Source organism: Eikenella sp. NML03-A-027 (genome assembly GCF_001648395.1).
In the GTDB taxonomy this organism is placed as follows: Bacteria; Pseudomonadota; Gammaproteobacteria; order Burkholderiales; family Neisseriaceae; genus Eikenella; species Eikenella exigua.
Window position 1 is genome coordinate 20,061 of sequence record NZ_LXSM01000002.1, and the last position, 17,356, is coordinate 37,416.

At 59.9% G+C, this 17,356-nt stretch carries 14 protein-coding genes; 7 read left to right on the forward strand and 7 right to left on the reverse strand.

Going from position 1 to position 17,356, the window contains the following annotated elements:
• Nucleotides 1-497 precede the first annotated feature (497 nt).
• From A7P96_RS00105 to A7P96_RS00115, 3 genes are all read left to right on the forward strand, one after another.
• On the forward strand, nt 498-2,015 hold the full coding sequence (locus tag A7P96_RS00105; protein WP_067448385.1) for a polyamine aminopropyltransferase: 1,518 nt from the start codon (nt 498-500) through the stop codon (nt 2,013-2,015).
• Nucleotides 2,016-2,271: 256 nt separating this feature from the next.
• Nucleotides 2,272-3,237 carry a DnaJ C-terminal domain-containing protein gene (locus tag A7P96_RS00110; RefSeq protein ID WP_067523831.1) on the forward strand — a complete coding sequence of 322 codons (966 nt, stop codon included), beginning with the start codon at nt 2,272-2,274 and terminating at the stop codon, nt 3,235-3,237.
• A 3-nt stretch (nt 3,238-3,240) separates the two neighbouring features.
• Nucleotides 3,241-3,534 carry a chaperone modulator CbpM gene (locus tag A7P96_RS00115; RefSeq protein WP_067523834.1) on the forward strand — a complete coding sequence of 98 codons (294 nt, stop codon included), beginning with the start codon at nt 3,241-3,243 and terminating at the stop codon, nt 3,532-3,534.
• A 50-nt stretch (nt 3,535-3,584) separates the two neighbouring features.
• On the opposite strand, the gene glnE is transcribed toward A7P96_RS00115, so the two are convergent.
• The 3 genes from glnE to A7P96_RS00130 all read right to left on the reverse strand — a co-directional run bounded on the left by glnE (nt 3,585) and on the right by A7P96_RS00130 (nt 7,235).
• The gene (gene glnE, locus A7P96_RS00120) at nt 3,585-6,269 is read right to left on the reverse strand and encodes a bifunctional [glutamate--ammonia ligase]-adenylyl-L-tyrosine phosphorylase/[glutamate--ammonia-ligase] adenylyltransferase (protein WP_067523836.1); all 2,685 of its coding nucleotides are present in this window, start codon (nt 6,267-6,269) and stop codon (nt 3,585-3,587) included.
• A 124-nt stretch (nt 6,270-6,393) separates the two neighbouring features.
• Complete coding sequence (locus A7P96_RS00125) at nt 6,394-6,843, reverse strand: EVE domain-containing protein (protein ID WP_067523838.1); 450 nt, start codon at nt 6,841-6,843, stop codon at nt 6,394-6,396.
• Between the two features lie 86 nt (nt 6,844-6,929).
• Nucleotides 6,930-7,235, reverse strand: coding sequence for a hypothetical protein (locus A7P96_RS00130; protein WP_067523840.1), 306 nt, complete (start codon nt 7,233-7,235; stop codon nt 6,930-6,932).
• A gap of 234 nt (nt 7,236-7,469) precedes the next feature.
• On the opposite strand from A7P96_RS00130, the gene A7P96_RS00135 reads away from it, so the two are divergent.
• Complete coding sequence (locus A7P96_RS00135) at nt 7,470-7,868, forward strand: VOC family protein (RefSeq protein WP_067523842.1); 399 nt, start codon at nt 7,470-7,472, stop codon at nt 7,866-7,868.
• A 209-nt stretch (nt 7,869-8,077) separates the two neighbouring features.
• Here A7P96_RS00135 and A7P96_RS00140 read toward each other — a convergent pair whose 3' ends face one another.
• The 3 genes from A7P96_RS00140 to A7P96_RS00150 all read right to left on the reverse strand — a co-directional run bounded on the left by A7P96_RS00140 (nt 8,078) and on the right by A7P96_RS00150 (nt 12,123).
• Entirely contained in the window at nt 8,078-10,105 is a 2,028-nt protein-coding gene (locus tag A7P96_RS00140) for a site-specific recombinase (protein WP_067523844.1), read from the reverse strand.
• A gap of 450 nt (nt 10,106-10,555) precedes the next feature.
• A complete protein-coding gene (gene ftsX, locus A7P96_RS00145; RefSeq protein ID WP_067523846.1) occupies nt 10,556-11,473 on the reverse strand; it encodes a permease-like cell division protein FtsX in 918 nt (305 codons plus the stop codon).
• Entirely contained in the window at nt 11,470-12,123 is a 654-nt protein-coding gene (locus A7P96_RS00150) for a cell division ATP-binding protein FtsE (RefSeq protein ID WP_067523847.1), read from the reverse strand. The genes ftsX and A7P96_RS00150 overlap by 4 nt, the downstream gene beginning before the upstream one ends.
• A gap of 183 nt (nt 12,124-12,306) precedes the next feature.
• On the opposite strand from A7P96_RS00150, the gene A7P96_RS00155 reads away from it, so the two are divergent.
• The 3 genes from A7P96_RS00155 to A7P96_RS00165 are packed head-to-tail and all read left to right on the forward strand — an operon-like array spanning nt 12,307 to nt 15,325.
• Nucleotides 12,307-12,810, forward strand: a complete 504-nt coding sequence (locus tag A7P96_RS00155) for an adenylyltransferase/cytidyltransferase family protein (RefSeq protein WP_067523848.1) — start codon at nt 12,307-12,309, stop codon at nt 12,808-12,810.
• Nucleotides 12,807-14,537 carry a biotin--[acetyl-CoA-carboxylase] ligase gene (locus A7P96_RS00160; RefSeq protein ID WP_067523849.1) on the forward strand — a complete coding sequence of 577 codons (1,731 nt, stop codon included), beginning with the start codon at nt 12,807-12,809 and terminating at the stop codon, nt 14,535-14,537. The genes A7P96_RS00155 and A7P96_RS00160 overlap by 4 nt, the downstream gene beginning before the upstream one ends.
• Nucleotides 14,534-15,325 carry an SPOR domain-containing protein gene (locus A7P96_RS00165; RefSeq protein WP_067523851.1) on the forward strand — a complete coding sequence of 264 codons (792 nt, stop codon included), beginning with the start codon at nt 14,534-14,536 and terminating at the stop codon, nt 15,323-15,325. Before A7P96_RS00160 ends, A7P96_RS00165 begins: the two co-directional genes overlap by 4 nt.
• A 278-nt stretch (nt 15,326-15,603) precedes the next feature.
• Here the strand turns inward: A7P96_RS00165 and A7P96_RS00170 are convergent, their stop codons facing one another.
• A complete protein-coding gene (locus tag A7P96_RS00170) occupies nt 15,604-17,043 on the reverse strand; it encodes a porin family protein (RefSeq protein ID WP_067523855.1) in 1,440 nt (479 codons plus the stop codon).
• Nucleotides 17,044-17,356 lie beyond the last annotated feature (313 nt).

Sequence of the window (17,356 nt, forward strand, 5' to 3'; positions counted from 1 at the left end):
ATGCGGCTGATTATGCCATACAAACAGGCTACATTCATCATTAAACTTCCTACTTAACGAAGCACAGAATATTTGGCACGAATGGTTGCAGCTACATTTTCTCTGCTGGCGCAGCCGAACGGAGTGCGGTTTTTCGGGGAACAAGGGCTTGCATGTTTGAAGCGGCGCAGCCGCAAGTTGCGAGCCCGCCCGAAAAACCGCGCGGAGTGAGGGAAGTTTGGCGGAGCCAAACCTGTGCCCGCAGTCGCCTTTCTTTTGCTTCCTTTTCTTTGGCGAAGCAAAGAAAAGGAAGTGCCCCGCGCCGGCATGAGGCGCAAAGGGGGATAGAGTGCAGACGGTGAAAGCTGCCTGAAATTCAATTCGTGCCTTGTGAATAAAATATCCCATACACCAGCTTCCATGGAAAATTTAGGTAAGGATGCCTTGTTCAGGCTCGACCATGCCAGTTGTTGGCAGCCTGCTATATAATCCGCCGCATAACCAAGGCTACCTGAAACATGAAACCCGACCGCACCCTAATCATCTCCGTCTTCATCGTAGCCAGCTGCGGGCTGGCGTATGAACTCATCATTGCCGCGCTGGCCAGCTATTTGCTGGGCGACAGCATTTTGCAGTTTTCCTCCATCATCGGTCTCTACCTCTTCGCCATGGGCATCGGCGCGCACCTCACCAAATACATCCGCGATGAAGACGCGCTTTCGCGCTTTATCGAAATCGAATTGCTGGTGGGCATCCTCGGCGGGGTGTCGGCCTTGGTGTTGTTTGTGGTGTTCGGGCTGGCTGCCGCGCCGTTCCGCACGCTGCTGTATGCGCTGGTGCTGGTGGTGGGCATCGTGGTGGGCATGGAAATCCCGCTGGTGATGCGCGTGCTGAACCGGCGGCAGGCCGATTTTAAAGACCTGGTGGCCAAAGTGCTCACCTTCGACTACCTGGGCGCGCTGGCCGTGTCGCTGCTGTTCCCGCTGGTGCTCGCGCCCCGGCTGGGCATGGCGCGTTCCGCCCTGCTGTTCGGCCTGCTCAACGCCGCCGTGGCCGTGCTCACCGCCCGCGCCTTCAAAGCAGAGCTGCCGCGCTACCGCGCCATCCAGCTGCGCGGCGTCATCGTGCTGGCCTGCCTGCTGGCCGCCTTCGCCGCCGCCAACCGCATCACCTTTCTGGCCGAACAAAGCTATTTCGGCGACCCGGTGGTATACGAAAGCCATTCGCCCTACCAGCGCCTGGTGATCACCAAATGGCACGACGACCTGCGCCTCTACATCAACGGCAACCTGCAATTCTCCTCGCGCGACGAAGCCCGCTACCACGAAGCCCTCGTGCTGCCCGCCATGCAGATGGTGGGCGGGCAGGCGCAAAACGTGCTGATTTTGGGCGGCGGCGACGGCCTGGCCGCGCGCGAAGTGCTGAAATACCCGCAAGTGAAGGGCATCACCCTGGTCGACCTCGACCCGCAAATGACCAGCACCTTCCGCACCTCCGCCAAATTAAGCCGCCTCAACGCCGGCTCGCTCGCCAGCCCCAAAGTGCGCGTGGTGAACGACGACGCCGCCAAATGGCTGGAACAGGCGCAGGAAAAGTTCAACGTCATCATCATCGACCTGCCCGACCCCTCCAACTTCTCGCTGGGCAAGCTCTATTCCGTGCCCATGTATCGGCTGGTGGCGCGGCATCTCGCGCCCGGCGGCAAGATCGTGGTGCAATCCACCTCGCCCTATTTCGCCCCGAACGCCTATTGGTCGGTGGTGGCCACGCTGGAGGCCGCCGGGCTCGCCACCGCGCCCTATCATGTGTATGTGCCCTCCTTCGGCGAATGGGGCTTCGTGCTGGCCGCCCGCGAGCCCGATTTCCCCGTGCCCGCGCAATTCAGCGTGCCCACCCGCTTTCTAAACGCCGACACCGCCGCCGAAATGTTCCGCTTCCCGCCCGATATGGCGCGCCGCGATGTGCAGCCAAATTATTTGAACACACAGATTCTGGTGCATTATTTCGAGCAGGATTGGCGCAATGTGATACGGTGAGAAAAGGCTACCTGAAACTTTCAGGTAGCCTTTCCCAACCGCTCAAACAAAACGGCCTGATTAAGTATACCTTTATCGAGCGAATGCGGGATTTGCCTGCTGCAAACCGTGTATTGATTTCCCTATGTCCAGCCCCACCTGTTCTTTGTATTTGCAGCCGCAACACCTCTGCCCTACGGCTTTCAGCAAGCCCTAGCCTCGCGTTCAGCTCAAGAGGTGCCTCCTAATTTTATCCATTCCACAAAATATCCAACATATGAGTGCCAACCAGAAAACCTACTACGACATCCTCGGCGTAGCCAAAGATGCCAGCCTGGCCGACATCAAAAAGGCCTACCGCAAGCTGGTGCGCCAATACCATCCCGACATCAGCAAAGACTCCGATGCCGACCAAAAAACCAGCGAAATCAACCTCGCCTACAACACCCTGAAAGACGAGGCCAAACGCGCCGAATACGATGAAATGCTGGCCAACCCCTTCGGCCGCGCCGGCAGTGCCCACGGCGGCGCGGGCGGTTTCGACCCCGGCCAAGACTTCGGGCAATACTACCACTTCGACAGCAGCCGCTTCGGTGAAGGCCAGCCCTTCGGCAGCGGTGACTTCCGCTTCGACGACATCTTCTCCGCCTTCGGCCACGCCGGGGCAGGCCGCCAGCGCCAAACCGGCCCCCTTCCCGGCGAAGACCAGCACGCCGAGCTGGCGATCGACCTCGCCGCAGCCTACACCGGCGGCGAACGCTCGCTCAGCCTAGATATGCCCACCATCGGCGCGGGCGGCCAAATGGCCTACGAACGCAAAACCCTGCAGGTGAAAATCCCCCAAGGCATCAGCGAAGGCCAGCAAATCCGACTGCGCGGCCAAGGCCTGCCCGGCTTCAACGGCGGCGCAAACGGCGACCTCTATTTAAAAATCCGCTTCCGCGAAAGCGACACGCTGTATGTGAAAAACCGCAAAGACGTGTACCAGCGCATCGATGTGATGCCCTGGATAGCCGCGCTCGGCGGTAAAACCGCCATCGACACGCCCGCCGGCAAACTCAACATCAACATTCCCGCCAACAGCCGCAGCGGCCAAAACCTGCGCCTCAAAGGCAAAGGCATTCCCGCCAAAGAAGCCGGCGACCTCTACCTCATCATCAACATCACCCTGCCGGAAACCATGAGCGAAGCCGACCGTGCAGCCTGGCAGCAGCTGGCCGAGCATTACGGAATGAAAGGATAAACCATGAACCGCGAACAAGATATTCAGCTCACCTTCAACGAAATCGTGCGCGCCTGCGACGGCGATGCCGATTGGGTGGTTAATGTAATCGAGGAAGAAATCATTTCTGTGCAGGGCAGCCCGCGCGAGGCCGGCTTCAGCGGCTGGCAGCTCGCCCGCATCCGCCGCGCCCGCCGCATCAGCCGCGATTTCGAAACCAGCGTGCCCGCTACTGCGCTAATCCTGCAGCTGCTCGATGAATTGGAAACCCTGCGCAAAGGCCGTTTGGAGGATTCAAACCGAGCTTTGCCGCTGTAATGTTGCTAAGTAAAAAGGCTACTTGAAAATTTCAGGTAGCCTTTTTCGTTTTAGCGGATTTCTTCGCCGAACACTTCGCGCCACAGTGCGGCCACTTGTTCGTAGTGTTCGCGCAGGGTGTCGTCCACTTGTACCGCGCCCGCACCGTGCAGCTGCTGGCGGTGTTGCACTTGGCGGTAGTGGCGGTAGGCGGCGGCGGTGCGCGCGGCGGCATCTTGGCTGAGCAGGCCGCGGCGGGCGGCCATATTGAGCAGGGCGATGTTGCCGTAGTTTTCCAGGAGCTCGGGATACTGCCGGGCATGGAGCAGCACGAAGAATTGCACGATGAATTCCACGTCCACCACGCCGCCGCGGGCGTATTTCACGTTGTCTTCGCGGGCGGGGTGGGTGGGCAGCATTTTGCTGCGCATTTGGGCGATTTCCTGCCGCAGCGGGTTTTCTTCGCGCGGCAGGCTGAGGATTTGGCGGCGGATGGCTTCAAACTTGCGCCCCACTTCGGGGCTGCCGGCCACGAACCGGGCGCGGCTGAGGGCTTGGTGCTCCCAAATCCAGGCGTTTTCGTGCTGGTATTTGGCGAAGGCTTCGAGGCTGTGGGCTTGGAAGCCGCTGTCGCCGTTGGGGCGCAGGCGCAGGTCGGTTTGGTAGAGGTTGCCCGCACCGGTGCTGCCGGAGAGCCAGGTGGTGAGGCGGCGGGCATATTTGCTGTAGATGTCGGCGGCTTCGGGCGCGCCGTCGTCATACAGATACACCAAATCCAAATCGGAACCGTAGGCCAGCTCTTTGCCGCCGAGCTTTCCGTAGCCGATGATGGCGAAGCGGGGGATGGGGCGGTGGGTTTTGGGCATGGCCTGCCACACCTGCCACATGGTGTGTTCGAGCAGGATGTCGGCCAGATAAGAGAGCTGGTCGCTCAGGGCTTCGAGCGGCCAGCGGCCGGCCAAATCCTGCACGGCCAGGCGGAAGGTTTGGGCGTGTTTGAAGCGGCGCAGCACGTCCATTTTGGCTTCGGGGTCGCCGGCGGTTTGGAGGCTACCTGAAAGTGCGCCGATGAATTGCGGCCAGTTGGGGTGTTCCATTAATTGGGCGGACAATAATTCGTCCAGCAGCACGGGGTGTTGTTGCAAATATTCGGCCAGCCAGGGGCTTTGCGCCATGAGTTCGGCCACTTGGGCGAGCGCGGCGGGGTATTCCTGCAAAAAGGAGAGGTAGGCGGAGCGGCGGCTGATGCTGTCGAGAAAGTCGAGCAGGCGCGGCAGGGCGGCTTCGGGGCGGCTGCTTTCGGCGGCGGCAGCCACCACGCGCGGCAGCACGGCGTCGAAACGCTGCTGGGCGCGGGCAGACAAATGCCGGTAGCGGCTGCTGCTGCGGATGTGCGCCAGCCGCTCGGCGGCTTCGGGCGCGTTGGCAAAGCCCAAGTCGGCCAGCTGCGCCGCCCATTCGGCGGCTTCGGCATCGTCTTGCCACAGGCCGGCCAGCGGCTGTTCGGCCTCGCTGTCGCTCTCTTCGGGGCTGCTTAAGGTTTGGTTGAACTGGGCGCTCACCTGGGCGCGCTGCGCGTTGAGGCTACCTGAAAATTCTTCGTAGTTGGCAAAGCCCATGCTTTCGGCCAACAGCTGCTGCTGGTCGGGGTTTTCAGGTAGCGTTTGGGTTTGCTGGTCGTCCCAGTATTGCAGGCGGTGTTCGAGGCGGCGCAGGAAGCGGTAGGCTTCGAGCAGCCGGGCGGCAGATTCGGGCGCGAGAATGCCGGTCTCGGCCAGCGCGGCCAGCGTTTCCTGCGTGCCTTTGAGCTGGAGGCTGCGGTTTTGCCCGCCGCGAATCATCTGGAATACCTGCGCGATAAATTCCACTTCGCGGATGCCGCCCGCGCCGAGCTTGATGTTGCCGGCCATGCCTTTTTTGCTCACTTCGCTGCGAATTTGGCGGTGCAGCCCGCGCAGGGCTTCGTAGGCGCCGTAGTCCAGATATTTGCGGAACACGAAAGGCTGCACCACACTGCGGATGCCGTTGGCATACGGCGTAACCACACGGCCTTTGCACCAGGCATAACGCTCCCATTCGCGCCCCTGTGCCACCAAATACTGCTCCAGCGCGGTTTCGCTCAACACCAGCGCGCCGCTGTCGCCGTCGGGGCGCAGGCGCATATCGATGCGGAACACTTGGCCGTCGGCAGTGATGTCGTTCAACAGCGCAATCAGCTTCTGCCCCACCTTGGTGAAAAACTCCTGATTGCTGCGGCTGCGCCGCCCGTCGGTTTCGCCCGATTCGGGATAGACGAAAATCAAATCCAAATCAGACGACACGTTTAATTCAAACCCGCCCGCCTTGCCCATGGCCACCACGCTCAAATGCTGCGCCGCGCCGCTATAGCGGCCGATGGGCGTGCCGTAGAGCGCGGTGTAGTGCGCCTCGGCAAAAGCGAGCGCGGTGTTCACCGCAAAATCGGCCAGATGCGTGATGGAAGCCGTTACCTCCGAAAGCTCAGCTGCACCACACAAATCGCGCACCATAATCTGCGCCAGTACATAACGGCGCAACAGCCGCAACTGCCGCGCCAGCTCGGCCTCATCCGCCGCTGCCGCGACATCTGCCCACGGCGCGAAGGCGGCCAAATCCTGCGGCTGCAAAGGCTGCGCGAGCATGGGCTGCAAACGTGCAACATTGATTTGCCCGCCATCCAGCTGGCGCGACAGCCAAAGGGAAAAACGGCGGGCATGGGCAATCATATCGGCAGGCATGGGGGGATTCCTTGTGTGCGGAGGGTATAAATCAAACGGGCAGATTATAGGCTACCTGAAGCTTTCAGGTAGCCTTAGATTGAGTACATTGAAAATGGAGGGGCAGCTTCGGCATGGCTGCCCGCTAAAACAGGCTTTCTTGCCGGGCGTTGGTTTCGGGGGTTTCGGGCTGCGCCAGCATGTAGGCGCACACGAAGTTGAAGAAATCTTCGCTAATTTCAAAATGGCCGTAGCGCAGCCGGGCGGCATATTTTTTCCATTCCGGATGCGTGCGGATAACGGCAATCGGGCATTCGCGCCGGATTTCGGCATAGCCCACGTTGCGGCGGAAGGGGATAAAGCTTGCGCTCATCTGAAACGGGTAGGCCTGGTTGTCGGTAATCTGCCCGAGTGCGGTGAAGGATTGCAGTTTGTCGTGGCCGTCTAAGCGGATTTTCGGGCTGTAATAGAGCAGCCAGTCGCCGCGTTGCATACGGTTGAGCGGCGCGGCTTTGCCGTGGCACACTTGGCAGAAGCCGCCTGCCACGCCGCGCAGGACGTGCTCTTTGGAAACCGTGCCGATCCAGTATTTCATGGGTGTCCTTTTTCAGATGGGTTTCAGGTAGCCTGCAGGGAATATGTAGTAGGCAGGGAATATGTAGTAGGCAGCGAGTACCCGTCCTAGCTTGCTGTCATGGATGACGCAATATATTGTAATTGGTTTACTAAATATTTTAGTTTATTTGCCTGCTCTATATTGTTATAGATATTTTCTTGTTGTTCTAAACAATGCCAAAGATATAACAGCATATCAATAAATACGTTCACAAGTTTTTTAGGAATCAAGTCGTTATCCTGATATTCTCCTTTGACAACCGATAAAGAATTGATCAGATTATCGCAGTCATCATCAGTAATCCCTTCCCTTGTCATTGCCCTAAATGAAATATCAAGGTAAGAATCAATAAATATATCTATACTATCCATTTTATTTCCTTGTATATCTAAATAAGCATAGTGAGTTTAGAGCGGATATTTATACCCGTACGGTTTTTAGGTAACTTTGGGGATGGGTGTCGGGTTCAAGAATCCGAGCTGCGGCTGCTTCGTCCAAATCTTTTTCAGGTAGCCTTTACTTGGGTGCAGGCCGGATTCTTGAATCCACCCTTCCTAATCAATTAAAATTATTGAATAGTTTCCTCATCGCAAAAGGAGTTTACCATGACCCAACTGCAAAGCGCCCTATCGCATGTTTCCCTCGGCACGAATCAATTTGATCAGGCCGTCGCCTTTTATGATGCCGTGCTCGCCCCGATGGGCATCCGCCGCGTGCTGGATTTGAGCGAACATCGCGCCATCGCCTATGGTCGCGCCTTCCCTGAATTCTGGATTCAGGCACCGCACGACGGGCAGCCCGCGCAAACTGCCAACGGCGTACACATCGCCTTTTTGGCAGAAAACAACGCACAAGTGGATGCCTTCTACGCCGCCGCCCTCGCCCATGGCGCGAAGCCCGACGGCGCGCCCGGCAAACGCCCGCACTACGGCGACGCCTACTATGGCTGCTTCGTGCGCGATTTGGACGGGCACAAAATCGAAGCAATGGCTTGGAACGAATAGATTCGGCTGAGAAGAGAGGCTACCTGAAGTTTTCAGGTAGCCTTTTTTCCCTCGGCAGGAAGCATAGGTCGGATACTGGTATCCGACAAACCTGCAACGCTGCCATTATTACTCGTTGCCACCATGCCTGAAATGTCGGATTCAAGAATCCGAGCTGCGGCTGCTTGGTCCAAACCTTTTTCAGGTAGCCTTCCCTACCCGCTATGCCGCTATTTGCTCGGCGTGGCGGGTTTTTTCTCGGCTTCGGGCGTGTCGATTGGCGGGAAGAACAGGCTTTTGGGTTTTTGTTTCACCAGCGCGATGGTGCTGCCGATGATTTGCAGCGGGTTGTCCAGTACGGCGTCGCGCGAGCGCAGGGCCACCCATAGGGTGATGGAGAAGCTCACCAGCAGGTTCACCGCGCCGATGAGCAGCACCATCAATAAATGGGCGGCGAAGGAGAAGAAGCCGATGTCGCCGCTCACGGCGGCGTAGCCCAGGTTGGCGGAGGAGAAGGCAACGTGGCGGATGTCGAGCGGCAGGCCGGTGAGGTGGCCGAGGTAGCCGGTCATGCCGAGGAGCCAGCCGAAGCAGAAGTTGCCCATGATGGCGCCGTAGTGGTTGTGGATGTAGTCGGCCAAACGCTGCCGCCAAGCGGCGGGCAGGATGCGTTTGAGCAGGGGGTGTTCGCGCAGGCGCAGTTTGAGGTTGAGGTAGTCGGCGCGGTTGTCGAAGAAGCCGGCGATGATGCCTGAGCAAAACAGCCACACGCCGGCGATGGCGGCAAACAAGAGCGCGGGGGTGCTGAACACGGCGAGGGATTTGAGCTGGTAGGCGGTGGTGGCCGTATCCAGCAGGGGGCGGCCGAAATGGTGGGCGAAGGCGTGGCTGATGAAGGTGGCGAGCAGCACGGCGACGACTACGTTGCCGAACACGGCCACGCCCTGCGAGCGGATTACGTCAATCAATAGCTGGGCGAGCTTTTGGTTTACGGCGCGGCCGCTGCTGCTGCGTTCCACGGCTTGGGCGAAGCGGGCGGCGGTCATGGCGGGCTGTTTGGTGGCCACGGTGAAGTGCAGCATGTGGATGAGCACGAAGCCGATGCCGTAGTTGAGGCTGGCGAGCACGGCGTGGTAGAGGTGGCCGCCGGGCAGGCTGCCGATGTGGATTTTGAGCAGCGCCATCAGGGCGATGAGCACGCCGCCGCCGGCTGCGGAGCGCAGCATGCCCCAGTATTCGCTGCGGTTGCGGGTGATGTAGTGTTCACCGTGGCGGCTGGAGTTCTGGCTGATGCTGCGGGCGAGCATTTTCACGTTGCTGCGCCACAGGGGCATGATGCGCCGCTGCACCACCACGGCCACAGCGATTTCGTTGGCCAACAGCAGGGTGCGCAGCAGGCTTTGGGTGCGGGTGCGCGCGGCAAACAGCGCCATGAGCCGTTCCATGCGGGTGAGGGTTTGCTGGAGGCGTTGCAACAGGTGCGCCACGGCCATGGAGGAGCCGGCGCCGGCGCCGGTGCCTTTGCGTTGCAGGCGTTCGATGAGGGTGCGGCATTGCGCCAGCATCACGTTTAAATGGCCGGCATCGTAGGTGGTGCGGGAGCCGGGCTGGCGGCTGCGTTGGAAGTCGAGCCAGTCGGACACTTCGCGCATGAGGCCAACGAAGGGCGAATCCACATCCAGCAGCCTGGGCTCGAGGCGGATGAGGTCGTGATCGAGGTCTTCGGCGGCCACCCATATGGAGAGCATTTCCACGGCATACAGGCTTTCGTCGCGCAGGTGGCGGCCGCACATTTCGCGCACGGCGGGCTCGGTTTGCCGTTGGATGGTGCTGAGGAGGCGCAGCCAGGCGGAAAGCGGGATGGCGGCGAGCCATTCGCCGTCGTTGCTGCCGCAAAACAGCAGCGCGAGCACGTCGCGCAGGTCGTTGCAGTCTTTGTAGGCGGGATTGATGTGCTCGTAGAGGCGGTGGCGGAATTCGTGGCCGAAGCCGGAGCGGGAGAAAATGCCGATGGTAATCAGGGTGGGATACACGCGCACGCTGGAGAGCCAGCGACACAACAGGGTGGCGATGGTTTTGCCTTCGCCGCCCTCTTGCCGCAAATGGCGGCACAAGATGCCTAAGCGCACCGGCGCACCCGCCGCGCCGCCCTGCCGCAGCCAAGTCGCCACTGTCTGCAACACGCCCAGCGCATTGCCTTCGGCGGCGGTGCGGCTGATGGTTTCAGGTAGCGTGTGTTGGGGTTTGCGTGTGAACATGGGCTTCCTTTTTGTTGCTCTGGCCAGAGTCGGCAGCGGATGTGCGAAAAACTGCGGCCACCTTTTCAGGTAGCCTCACGAAAAAAAGGGGGAGCGATTGTAACAGATTGCCGTTTTCGGGCAAAAAGGCGGGCTGGGAAATGGGAAGGTATAGGGTGGGCTGAAGATTGATTGGCAAAGGGTTTCCAGTTTTCAGGTAGCCTCATGGCGTGATTAAAGGCTACCTGAAACTTTATAGTGGATTAAAATAAGAATGGGACAAGGCGGCGAGCCGCAGACAGTATGAGCAATACGGCAAGGCGAGCCAACGCAGTAGCATTCTTATTTTAATTCACTATATGCCAAAGGGACTGCGGTTTGCCGGAGCTTTTGGTTTTTCAGGTAGCCTTTACGGTATGGCATCGGGCTACCTGAAAAATGGTTTGAGGGCTTTCAGGTAGCCTTTGGCTGTTAATGGCTCTTGGCTTTGAATTCCTGCAAATGGCGGCTGCCGGCCAGCCAGGCGCCGGCCATGCCCAGGCCGCACACCACGGCGATAATCACGGCCATTTCCCAGCCGTGGAAGAAGCGCCAGTCTAAGTTCAGGCCGTAGGGGCTGAAAATGCGGTCCACCAGCGGGCGGGTGTTGCGCATCAGCCAGCCGCACAGCACCAGGCTCAGGGCGGAAGACAGCACGCCCTGCCACAAGGCCTGATAGAGGAAGGGGCGGCGGATGAAGGAAGCGGGCGCGCCCAACAGCTTGGTGATTTCGATTTCTTCGCGCCGGCTGAGGATTTGCAGGCGGCTGGTGTTATACGCCACCAACACCAGCGCCGCACCCAGCGTGATCACCAAAAAGCGGAACACTTGATGCACGAATTCGTTGATTTGGAACAGGGTTTGCATCCATTCGGCATCCATTTGCACGCTCTCGGCCTTGGGCAGCGCGGCCAAATCGGCCCGCAGGGCGGTTTGCTCTTCGGGGGTGGCGCCGTCTTTGGGCGTGATCACGAAGGCGTCGGGCAGCGGGTTGGTATCGAGCATCGACACCAAATCCTGCCCTTGAAACGCCTGCTGCAGCTCGGCCATGCCCTGCTGTTTGCTCACGTATTCGGCTTTTTCGATGCGGCTGTCTTCCGCCAGCTTGGCGCGGATGGCGGCGATGTCGGCCTCGGCGGCTTCGGGCGTGAGGTAGATTGTCATCTGCGGGGCTTGGTTGAGCCGGCCGAGTACTTCGGTGCTGCTTTGCACGCCCAAATAAAGCATCAGCGGCAAGGTCATGGCGGCGGCCAGCATCAGCAGCACCATCAATGTGCCCAAGGGCTGGCGCACGAGGCGGGCAAAGGCCTGGCAGGCGGCTTCCAGATGCAGAGAGAGATAGTGTTTCATGCGGCAAACCTGCCTTCCTGCAAACGCAAAATGCGGTGGCCGTAGTCGGCCATCAGGGTTTCGTCGTGGGCGGCCACGATGACGGTGGTGCCGGCTTCGTGGAAGGTTTTGAAGAGCTCCATGATGTCGAGCGCGTAGGCGCGGTCGAGATTGGCGGAGGGCTCGTCGGCAATCAGGAGGCCGGGCTGGTGCACCACGGCGCGGGCAATGCACAGGCGCTGCTGCTCGCCGCCGGACAGGGTAATCGGATCGGCCGTTTCTCGCCCGCCCAAGCCCACTTTTTCAATGGCGATGCAAGCGCGTTTTTCGGCGGTTGCGCGGTCGTAGCCGATGATGCGCAGCGGCAGCAATACGTTTTGCAGCACGTTGCGGTCGAACAGGATTTTGTGGTCTTGAAACACCAGGCCGATGTGCTGGCGCAGATAGCCCAGGCGGCTGTCGTTGAGCGTGCCGAGATCTTGGTTGTTCATCCACACTTTGCCGGAAGTGGGCTTGGTGATGCCGGCAATCAGCTTGAGCACGGTGGATTTGCCCGCGCCGGAATGCCCGGCCACGAAAATCATCTCGCCCTTGCTGATTTTGAAGCTGACGTTTTGCAGGGCGCGGAAGCCGCCGGGATAGGTTTTGGAAACTTGTTCGAAACGGATCATGATGTGGGGATTGGGAGTGAATGGGTTTCAGGTAGCCTTTTGGAAAACGCCGTTTGAGGCTACCTGAAACGGGAGGCTACCTGAAAACAGCCTGTGGATTATACGGCAATTCCCGCCCGCCCAACACCAAGCGGCGGCGCAGAAATGGTATCATCCGCGATTTATTACTTTGGAAGAGCTGCCATGACTGCCTGGCCCACCCCCGATTTCGAACGCAAAATCTGCCCGCCCGAGGCGCTGGCCGGGAAATTGGCCGAGCTGCCGCGCCCATTGGTGTTCACCAACGGCTGCTTCGACATCCTGCACCGCGGCCACGTTACCTACCTCGCCCAAGCCCGAGCGCTTGGCGCGGTGATGGTGCTCGCGCTCAATACCGACGCTTCCGTGCGCCGGCTGGGCAAAGGCAGCGACCGCCCCATCAACCCGCTGGCCAATCGTGCCGCCGTGGCCGCCTCGCTGGCGAGCGTGGATTTGGTGACTTGGTTCGACAGCGACACCCCGGCCGAACTCATCGAATTGGTATGCCCCGATATCTTGGTGAAAGGCGGCGACTGGCTACCTGAAAACATCGTCGGCGCCGCCGAAATCCTGGCGCGCGGCGGCAAAGTGTATTCCATCCCCTTCCTGCACCAAACCTCCACCACTCAAACCTTGGCCAAAATCCGTGCCGTGGGGCAAGGCTCATGATGCAGGCTGTGCACTGGCAGCTGCTGGCCGTGTTGGCAGACGGCCGGCCGCACCACGTTACCGAACTGGCACGCCGCATTGGCCGCAAGCCGCCGCAGCTCAACGCGCTCTGGCAGCAAGTGCCGCCGCACATCCGCGGCTTACTGCGCCAACAAGACGGCCGCTGGCGGCTGGTGCGACCCTTGGCAATTTTGGATAACGCCATTTTGCAACAACAGGCTGCAGCCGCCGGCTGGCAGGCCGAACTATTGCACGAGCACCCCTCCAGCAACAGTTACCTCATCGCCCAAGCCAAATCCGGCAGCCCGATCCACCGCCGTATCGTATTTGTGCACGATCAAACTCAAGGCCGCGGCCGCCAGGGGCGCAGCTGGCAGAGCCGCATCGGCGAATGCTTAATGTTCAGCGCAGGCTGGTGTTTTTCCCGCCCGCCGGCCGAACTAGGCGGCCTCACGCTCGCCGCTGTGCTGGCCTGCTGCCGCGTGCTACGCGATTTGGGTGTGCCCGCACAGATTAAATGGCCGAACGATTTGGTCATCGGCGGCGAAAAGCTCGGCGGCATTCTCACCGAAACCGTGCGCTGCAACGGCCAAACTGCGGTTGTGATCGGCATTGGCATCAATTTTGTACAGCCCAAAGCGGTGGCTGATGCCGAAGCCGTGCAAGGCAGCGCGCCCCACATCGCCGTGAGCCGTCTCACCGAACGCCTGCTGCCCGAGCTGGCGAACACTTTCGAGCAGTTCGACCACGAAGGCCTTGCCCCTTTCCTCGCGGGTTACCACGCCTGCCACCGCGACCAAAACCAGCCCGTGCACCTGCTGCGCGACGGGCAAACCCTGCTGCAAGGCACGGCCTTGGGCGTGGATGAAGGAGGTGCGTTGCGGATTCGCGATGCCGAAGGTACGGAGCATCATGTGGTAAGCGGCGAAATCAGCTTGCGCCCGCTGCACAATCAAAACGCCGCAACGCCCGATGACAAACAGGGCAAAATGCTGCTGCTCGATGCGGGCAACAGCAAGCTCAAATGGGCATGGGTGGAAAACGGCCGCATCACGGCGGCAGACAAAGCCGCCTATTGGAATCTCGAGCCGCTTGCCCACAGTTGGCAGGAGCACGGCGGCGAACACGTGCGCATCATCGGCTCGGCAGTGTGCGGCGAAGCCAAACAGCAAGCCGTGGCCGAACAACTTGGTCGCGAGCCAGAATGGCTCGGCTCCATGCCGCAGGCCTTGGGCATCCGCAACCACTACCGCCGCGTGAGCGAGCACGGTGCCGACCGCTGGTTCAACATCCTCGGCAGCCGCCTCTTCACCGAACACGCCTGCGTGGTGGTGAGCTGTGGCACCGCCGTAACCATCGACGCCCTCACCGCCGACAATCATTACTTGGGCGGCAGCATCATGCCCGGCTTCAACCTGATGAAAGAGGCGATGGCGCAACACACCGCCAACCTCAACCGCCCCGCCGGCCGCGCCTACCCCTTTGGCACCACCACCGCCAACGCCATGGCCGGCGGCATGCTCGATGCCATTTGTGGCGCGGTTTTGCTGATGCACACCCGCCTGCAGCAGAAACACCCCGGCCAAACCGTGGCCGTGATCATCACCGGCGGCGGCGCTGCCAAAGTAAAACAAGGGCTACCTGAACAATTTGCTTTGGACAACCCCATTCAAATTGTGGATAATCTCGTGCTTCACGGATTACTCAACTGGGCTGCACAAACATGAAGTGGCTGTTTGCTGTTTTGGTGGCATTAAACATCATCGTTTTTGGCGGGATGCTGGTAACGCGCATGGCGCAACAACAGCAGCCCGCGCCCGTTGTGCAGCCGCAACAGCCGCAGCCCACCACTGTGGTGGTGCATGCCGCCCCCGCCCAGCCAGTTGCTCCGCAGCAGACGGCTACGCCCGTGCTTCCGGTGGACGCAGGCCGCCCCCGTACTGCACCTGCTGCCCCTGGCCGCCCCAACACCCCGGCCAAACCCGCCGGCGAAGCCCAGCCCAAGCCCACCCCCGAAAGCGGCATTCGCGCGCCCAACACCGCCTGCACCGCCGTGGCTGTGTTGCCGGAAGACGACTACCACCGCATCAAAGGCCTGCTCGCCCGCTGGCCGCATGCTGCCACTCGCGTAGTGGAGCGCCGCCGCGACTCAGGCCGCCCCCAGCGTGGCAGCGAACGCTACCAAGTGAGCGTAACCATTGAAGGTGACGTGCAGGAATTCACCGCCAAAGTGCGTTCGCAGGGTTTCCGTAACGCCAGCGTCGCCGGCGGCCGCATGAGCCTCGGCTCGTTTAGCAGCGAACAGCAGGCCGAGCAAACCGCCGCCAGAGCCCGCCAAGCCGGCCTCAATCCGCAAATCATCCGTACCGGTTCAAGCGGCGGCGAACAATCTGCCGAATTGGGCGAATCCAAAATGCAGATAACGTTTATGAACGTAGACGATAACGCTGCCGCCGGTATCAGCAGCGTTATCAGCCGCTACTCCCACCTACGCCGTGCCCCTTGTCGTAGATAAACGATTTGAGCGAATAAGCAAAAGGCTACCTGAAATTTCAGGTAGCCTTTAAGCATATTGGCAACCAGGGCGGCATAGATACGCAAATCAGACCCATAAAGCTCAAACGAACAATGCGAGTTGCTGCGAAGCTAAATTCAAAAGGCGCGAAACTTAAAATATTGGCCTAACAATGCTGAGCTGCAATAGCTGCGCGGTAAAGCAACATTGCCCCGCACCGCCGTTTTGAGGCTACCTGAGATTTTTCAGGTAGCCTTTCCCATCACCGCCCTGCCCTGCTAAAACGAACGTCCAAACTGGATAAACACGTTGCCTTTGCGGTAGGGGTAGAAGAAGTGGCTGCTGTTTACGCGCTGCCAGGTGGCCACCAGCTGCGGGGTAATGCCGGCGAATTGGAGCTTGCGGTGAGAGAGCGCGAGGCTGGCGGTGAGCTCGTGGTCACGGCGGGTGATGCGGAATAGGTCGGGGGCGTCGTAGCTGCGGTGGCCGGCGCTGATTTGGGCGGAGGTGGTGAGCCCCCAGCCCCATTGCTGAGTCCAGCCCAGGCGCAGGCCTTTGCGGGTGTAGGATTCGCTGTTGTCGGCGGCGGTTTTGCGCAGCCAGTCGAGGCCGAAGCTGAAATATTGGGTGGGGCTGCGCACGAAGAGCCAGGTGCCGGAAGCGGTGTAGCTGTCGCCGTCGAGCCAGCGGCGGCGGTCGTGGTGCTGCTCGCCGATTTCAAGCGCGCTCAATATTTTATGGCGCGGGGTGAGCCAATATTGCCATTCGGCGCGTACGCCGACTTCACGCGAGTATTTGTGTGTGCCATACCAGCGGCGTTCGTAATAGGGGGTAACGGCGGCTTCGGCACGGGCGGTTTTATAGGCGGGGCCGCTGCTGAAGCGGGCGATTTGGTCGTCGTATTTGTGGTTGTTCCAATAGAATTTGCCGTAGTCATCGAGACTGAGCCGCCAGTAGAGGTTGCCGTGTACGTTCCAGTCGCGATCGGCGTTGAGGCGGTAGGCGAAGCCTTGAGCGGATTCAGGCTCGGGCAGCGTCCACACACCGCGCGGGGTGCGGATTTCGCGCTCGCGGCCGGCGTTGTTTACATTGCTGTCGCTGATGAAGTTTACGCTGCCGCCGAAGCTCCAGCGGTCGCGTTTGCGCAGGGCTTCGAGGTATTGCCCGGCAATCTGTTGCAGCTCGGGCGCGAGATTGGGGGTTTGGCGGAAATGTTCGAACTCTTGCCGCGCATCTTTGTCGGCACGGTTTTCAAACAGGCTCTGCGCCAGCGAAAGGCGCACGGGTGGGATGTCGGGGTCGGCTGCCAATACGGTGCGGTAGAGGCCGATGGCGTGTTGGTAGTCGCCCTCAGCGCGAGCAATCAGCGCCTGTGCCAAAGCCACCAGCAGTGCATCGTGCGGCCCGGGCAGTTCAAGATAAATCGGCAGCAACAGCGCCGCGCCTTCGGCATTGTGGGTGAGCACGGCATAGCTGAGCGCCTGTTGCAGCATCTCGGGGCGTTGCAGCAGCTCTTCGCGGCTCATTTGCAGGCGCCTGTCGGGCGGCGCGGCGGGTGTGGGCGGGGTTTCTGCCTGCGGCGTGGCAGCAGGTGTGATGTCGAAACCGGTATCTGGCTCGGTTGCCAGCCTATCTTCCGACGGTGCGGCCAAGGCCACCTGAAAAGGCAACAGCAGCAGGCAGGCAACCACCAGCCAAGGCTTTCTCTGTATGCTCATTAAACGCTTTCCTTGAGGCAAATCCATAAAACGGGCGGATTATAGCGGATTCAGTATGCCCGCCAAACCTAAACCAACATTCGTAAAGCACAGAAAACTATAACGATTACACTCTTCCACAGTAGGTTTTGTAGAAAAAATGGCGAATTTCCATTCTGTTTTCAAGCAGGTTAGCTGCTTTATCTCAACCATTCACGTCCTCTTTAATGCACCTTATATCCAAAAAAAGAACATAACTCTTAATTGCCAAAATTAACCAACAAGCTTGTCGCTATCATGCTATAAATTCCAAATATTTTAATATTCACCCATA

What these genes read in the sequence shown, in the direction of transcription:
- glnE (WP_067523836.1), bottom strand. Translation starts at nt 6,269, where the DNA reads ATGCCTGCCGATATGATTGCCCATGCCCGCCGTTTTTCCCTTTGGCTG.
- A7P96_RS00115 (WP_067523834.1), top strand. Translation starts at nt 3,241, where the DNA reads ATGAACCGCGAACAAGATATTCAGCTCACCTTCAACGAAATCGTGCGC.
- A7P96_RS00155 (WP_067523848.1), top strand. Translation starts at nt 12,307, where the DNA reads ATGACTGCCTGGCCCACCCCCGATTTCGAACGCAAAATCTGCCCGCCC.
- A7P96_RS00160 (WP_067523849.1), top strand. Translation starts at nt 12,807, where the DNA reads ATGATGCAGGCTGTGCACTGGCAGCTGCTGGCCGTGTTGGCAGACGGC.
- A7P96_RS00170 (WP_067523855.1), bottom strand. Translation starts at nt 17,043, where the DNA reads ATGAGCATACAGAGAAAGCCTTGGCTGGTGGTTGCCTGCCTGCTGCTG.
- A7P96_RS00105 (WP_067448385.1), top strand. Translation starts at nt 498, where the DNA reads ATGAAACCCGACCGCACCCTAATCATCTCCGTCTTCATCGTAGCCAGC.
- A7P96_RS00140 (WP_067523844.1), bottom strand. Translation starts at nt 10,105, where the DNA reads ATGTTCACACGCAAACCCCAACACACGCTACCTGAAACCATCAGCCGC.
- A7P96_RS00165 (WP_067523851.1), top strand. Translation starts at nt 14,534, where the DNA reads ATGAAGTGGCTGTTTGCTGTTTTGGTGGCATTAAACATCATCGTTTTT.
- ftsX (WP_067523846.1), bottom strand. Translation starts at nt 11,473, where the DNA reads ATGAAACACTATCTCTCTCTGCATCTGGAAGCCGCCTGCCAGGCCTTT.
- A7P96_RS00130 (WP_067523840.1), bottom strand. Translation starts at nt 7,235, where the DNA reads ATGGATAGTATAGATATATTTATTGATTCTTACCTTGATATTTCATTT.
- A7P96_RS00110 (WP_067523831.1), top strand. Translation starts at nt 2,272, where the DNA reads ATGAGTGCCAACCAGAAAACCTACTACGACATCCTCGGCGTAGCCAAA.
- A7P96_RS00135 (WP_067523842.1), top strand. Translation starts at nt 7,470, where the DNA reads ATGACCCAACTGCAAAGCGCCCTATCGCATGTTTCCCTCGGCACGAAT.
- A7P96_RS00150 (WP_067523847.1), bottom strand. Translation starts at nt 12,123, where the DNA reads ATGATCCGTTTCGAACAAGTTTCCAAAACCTATCCCGGCGGCTTCCGC.
- A7P96_RS00125 (WP_067523838.1), bottom strand. Translation starts at nt 6,843, where the DNA reads ATGAAATACTGGATCGGCACGGTTTCCAAAGAGCACGTCCTGCGCGGC.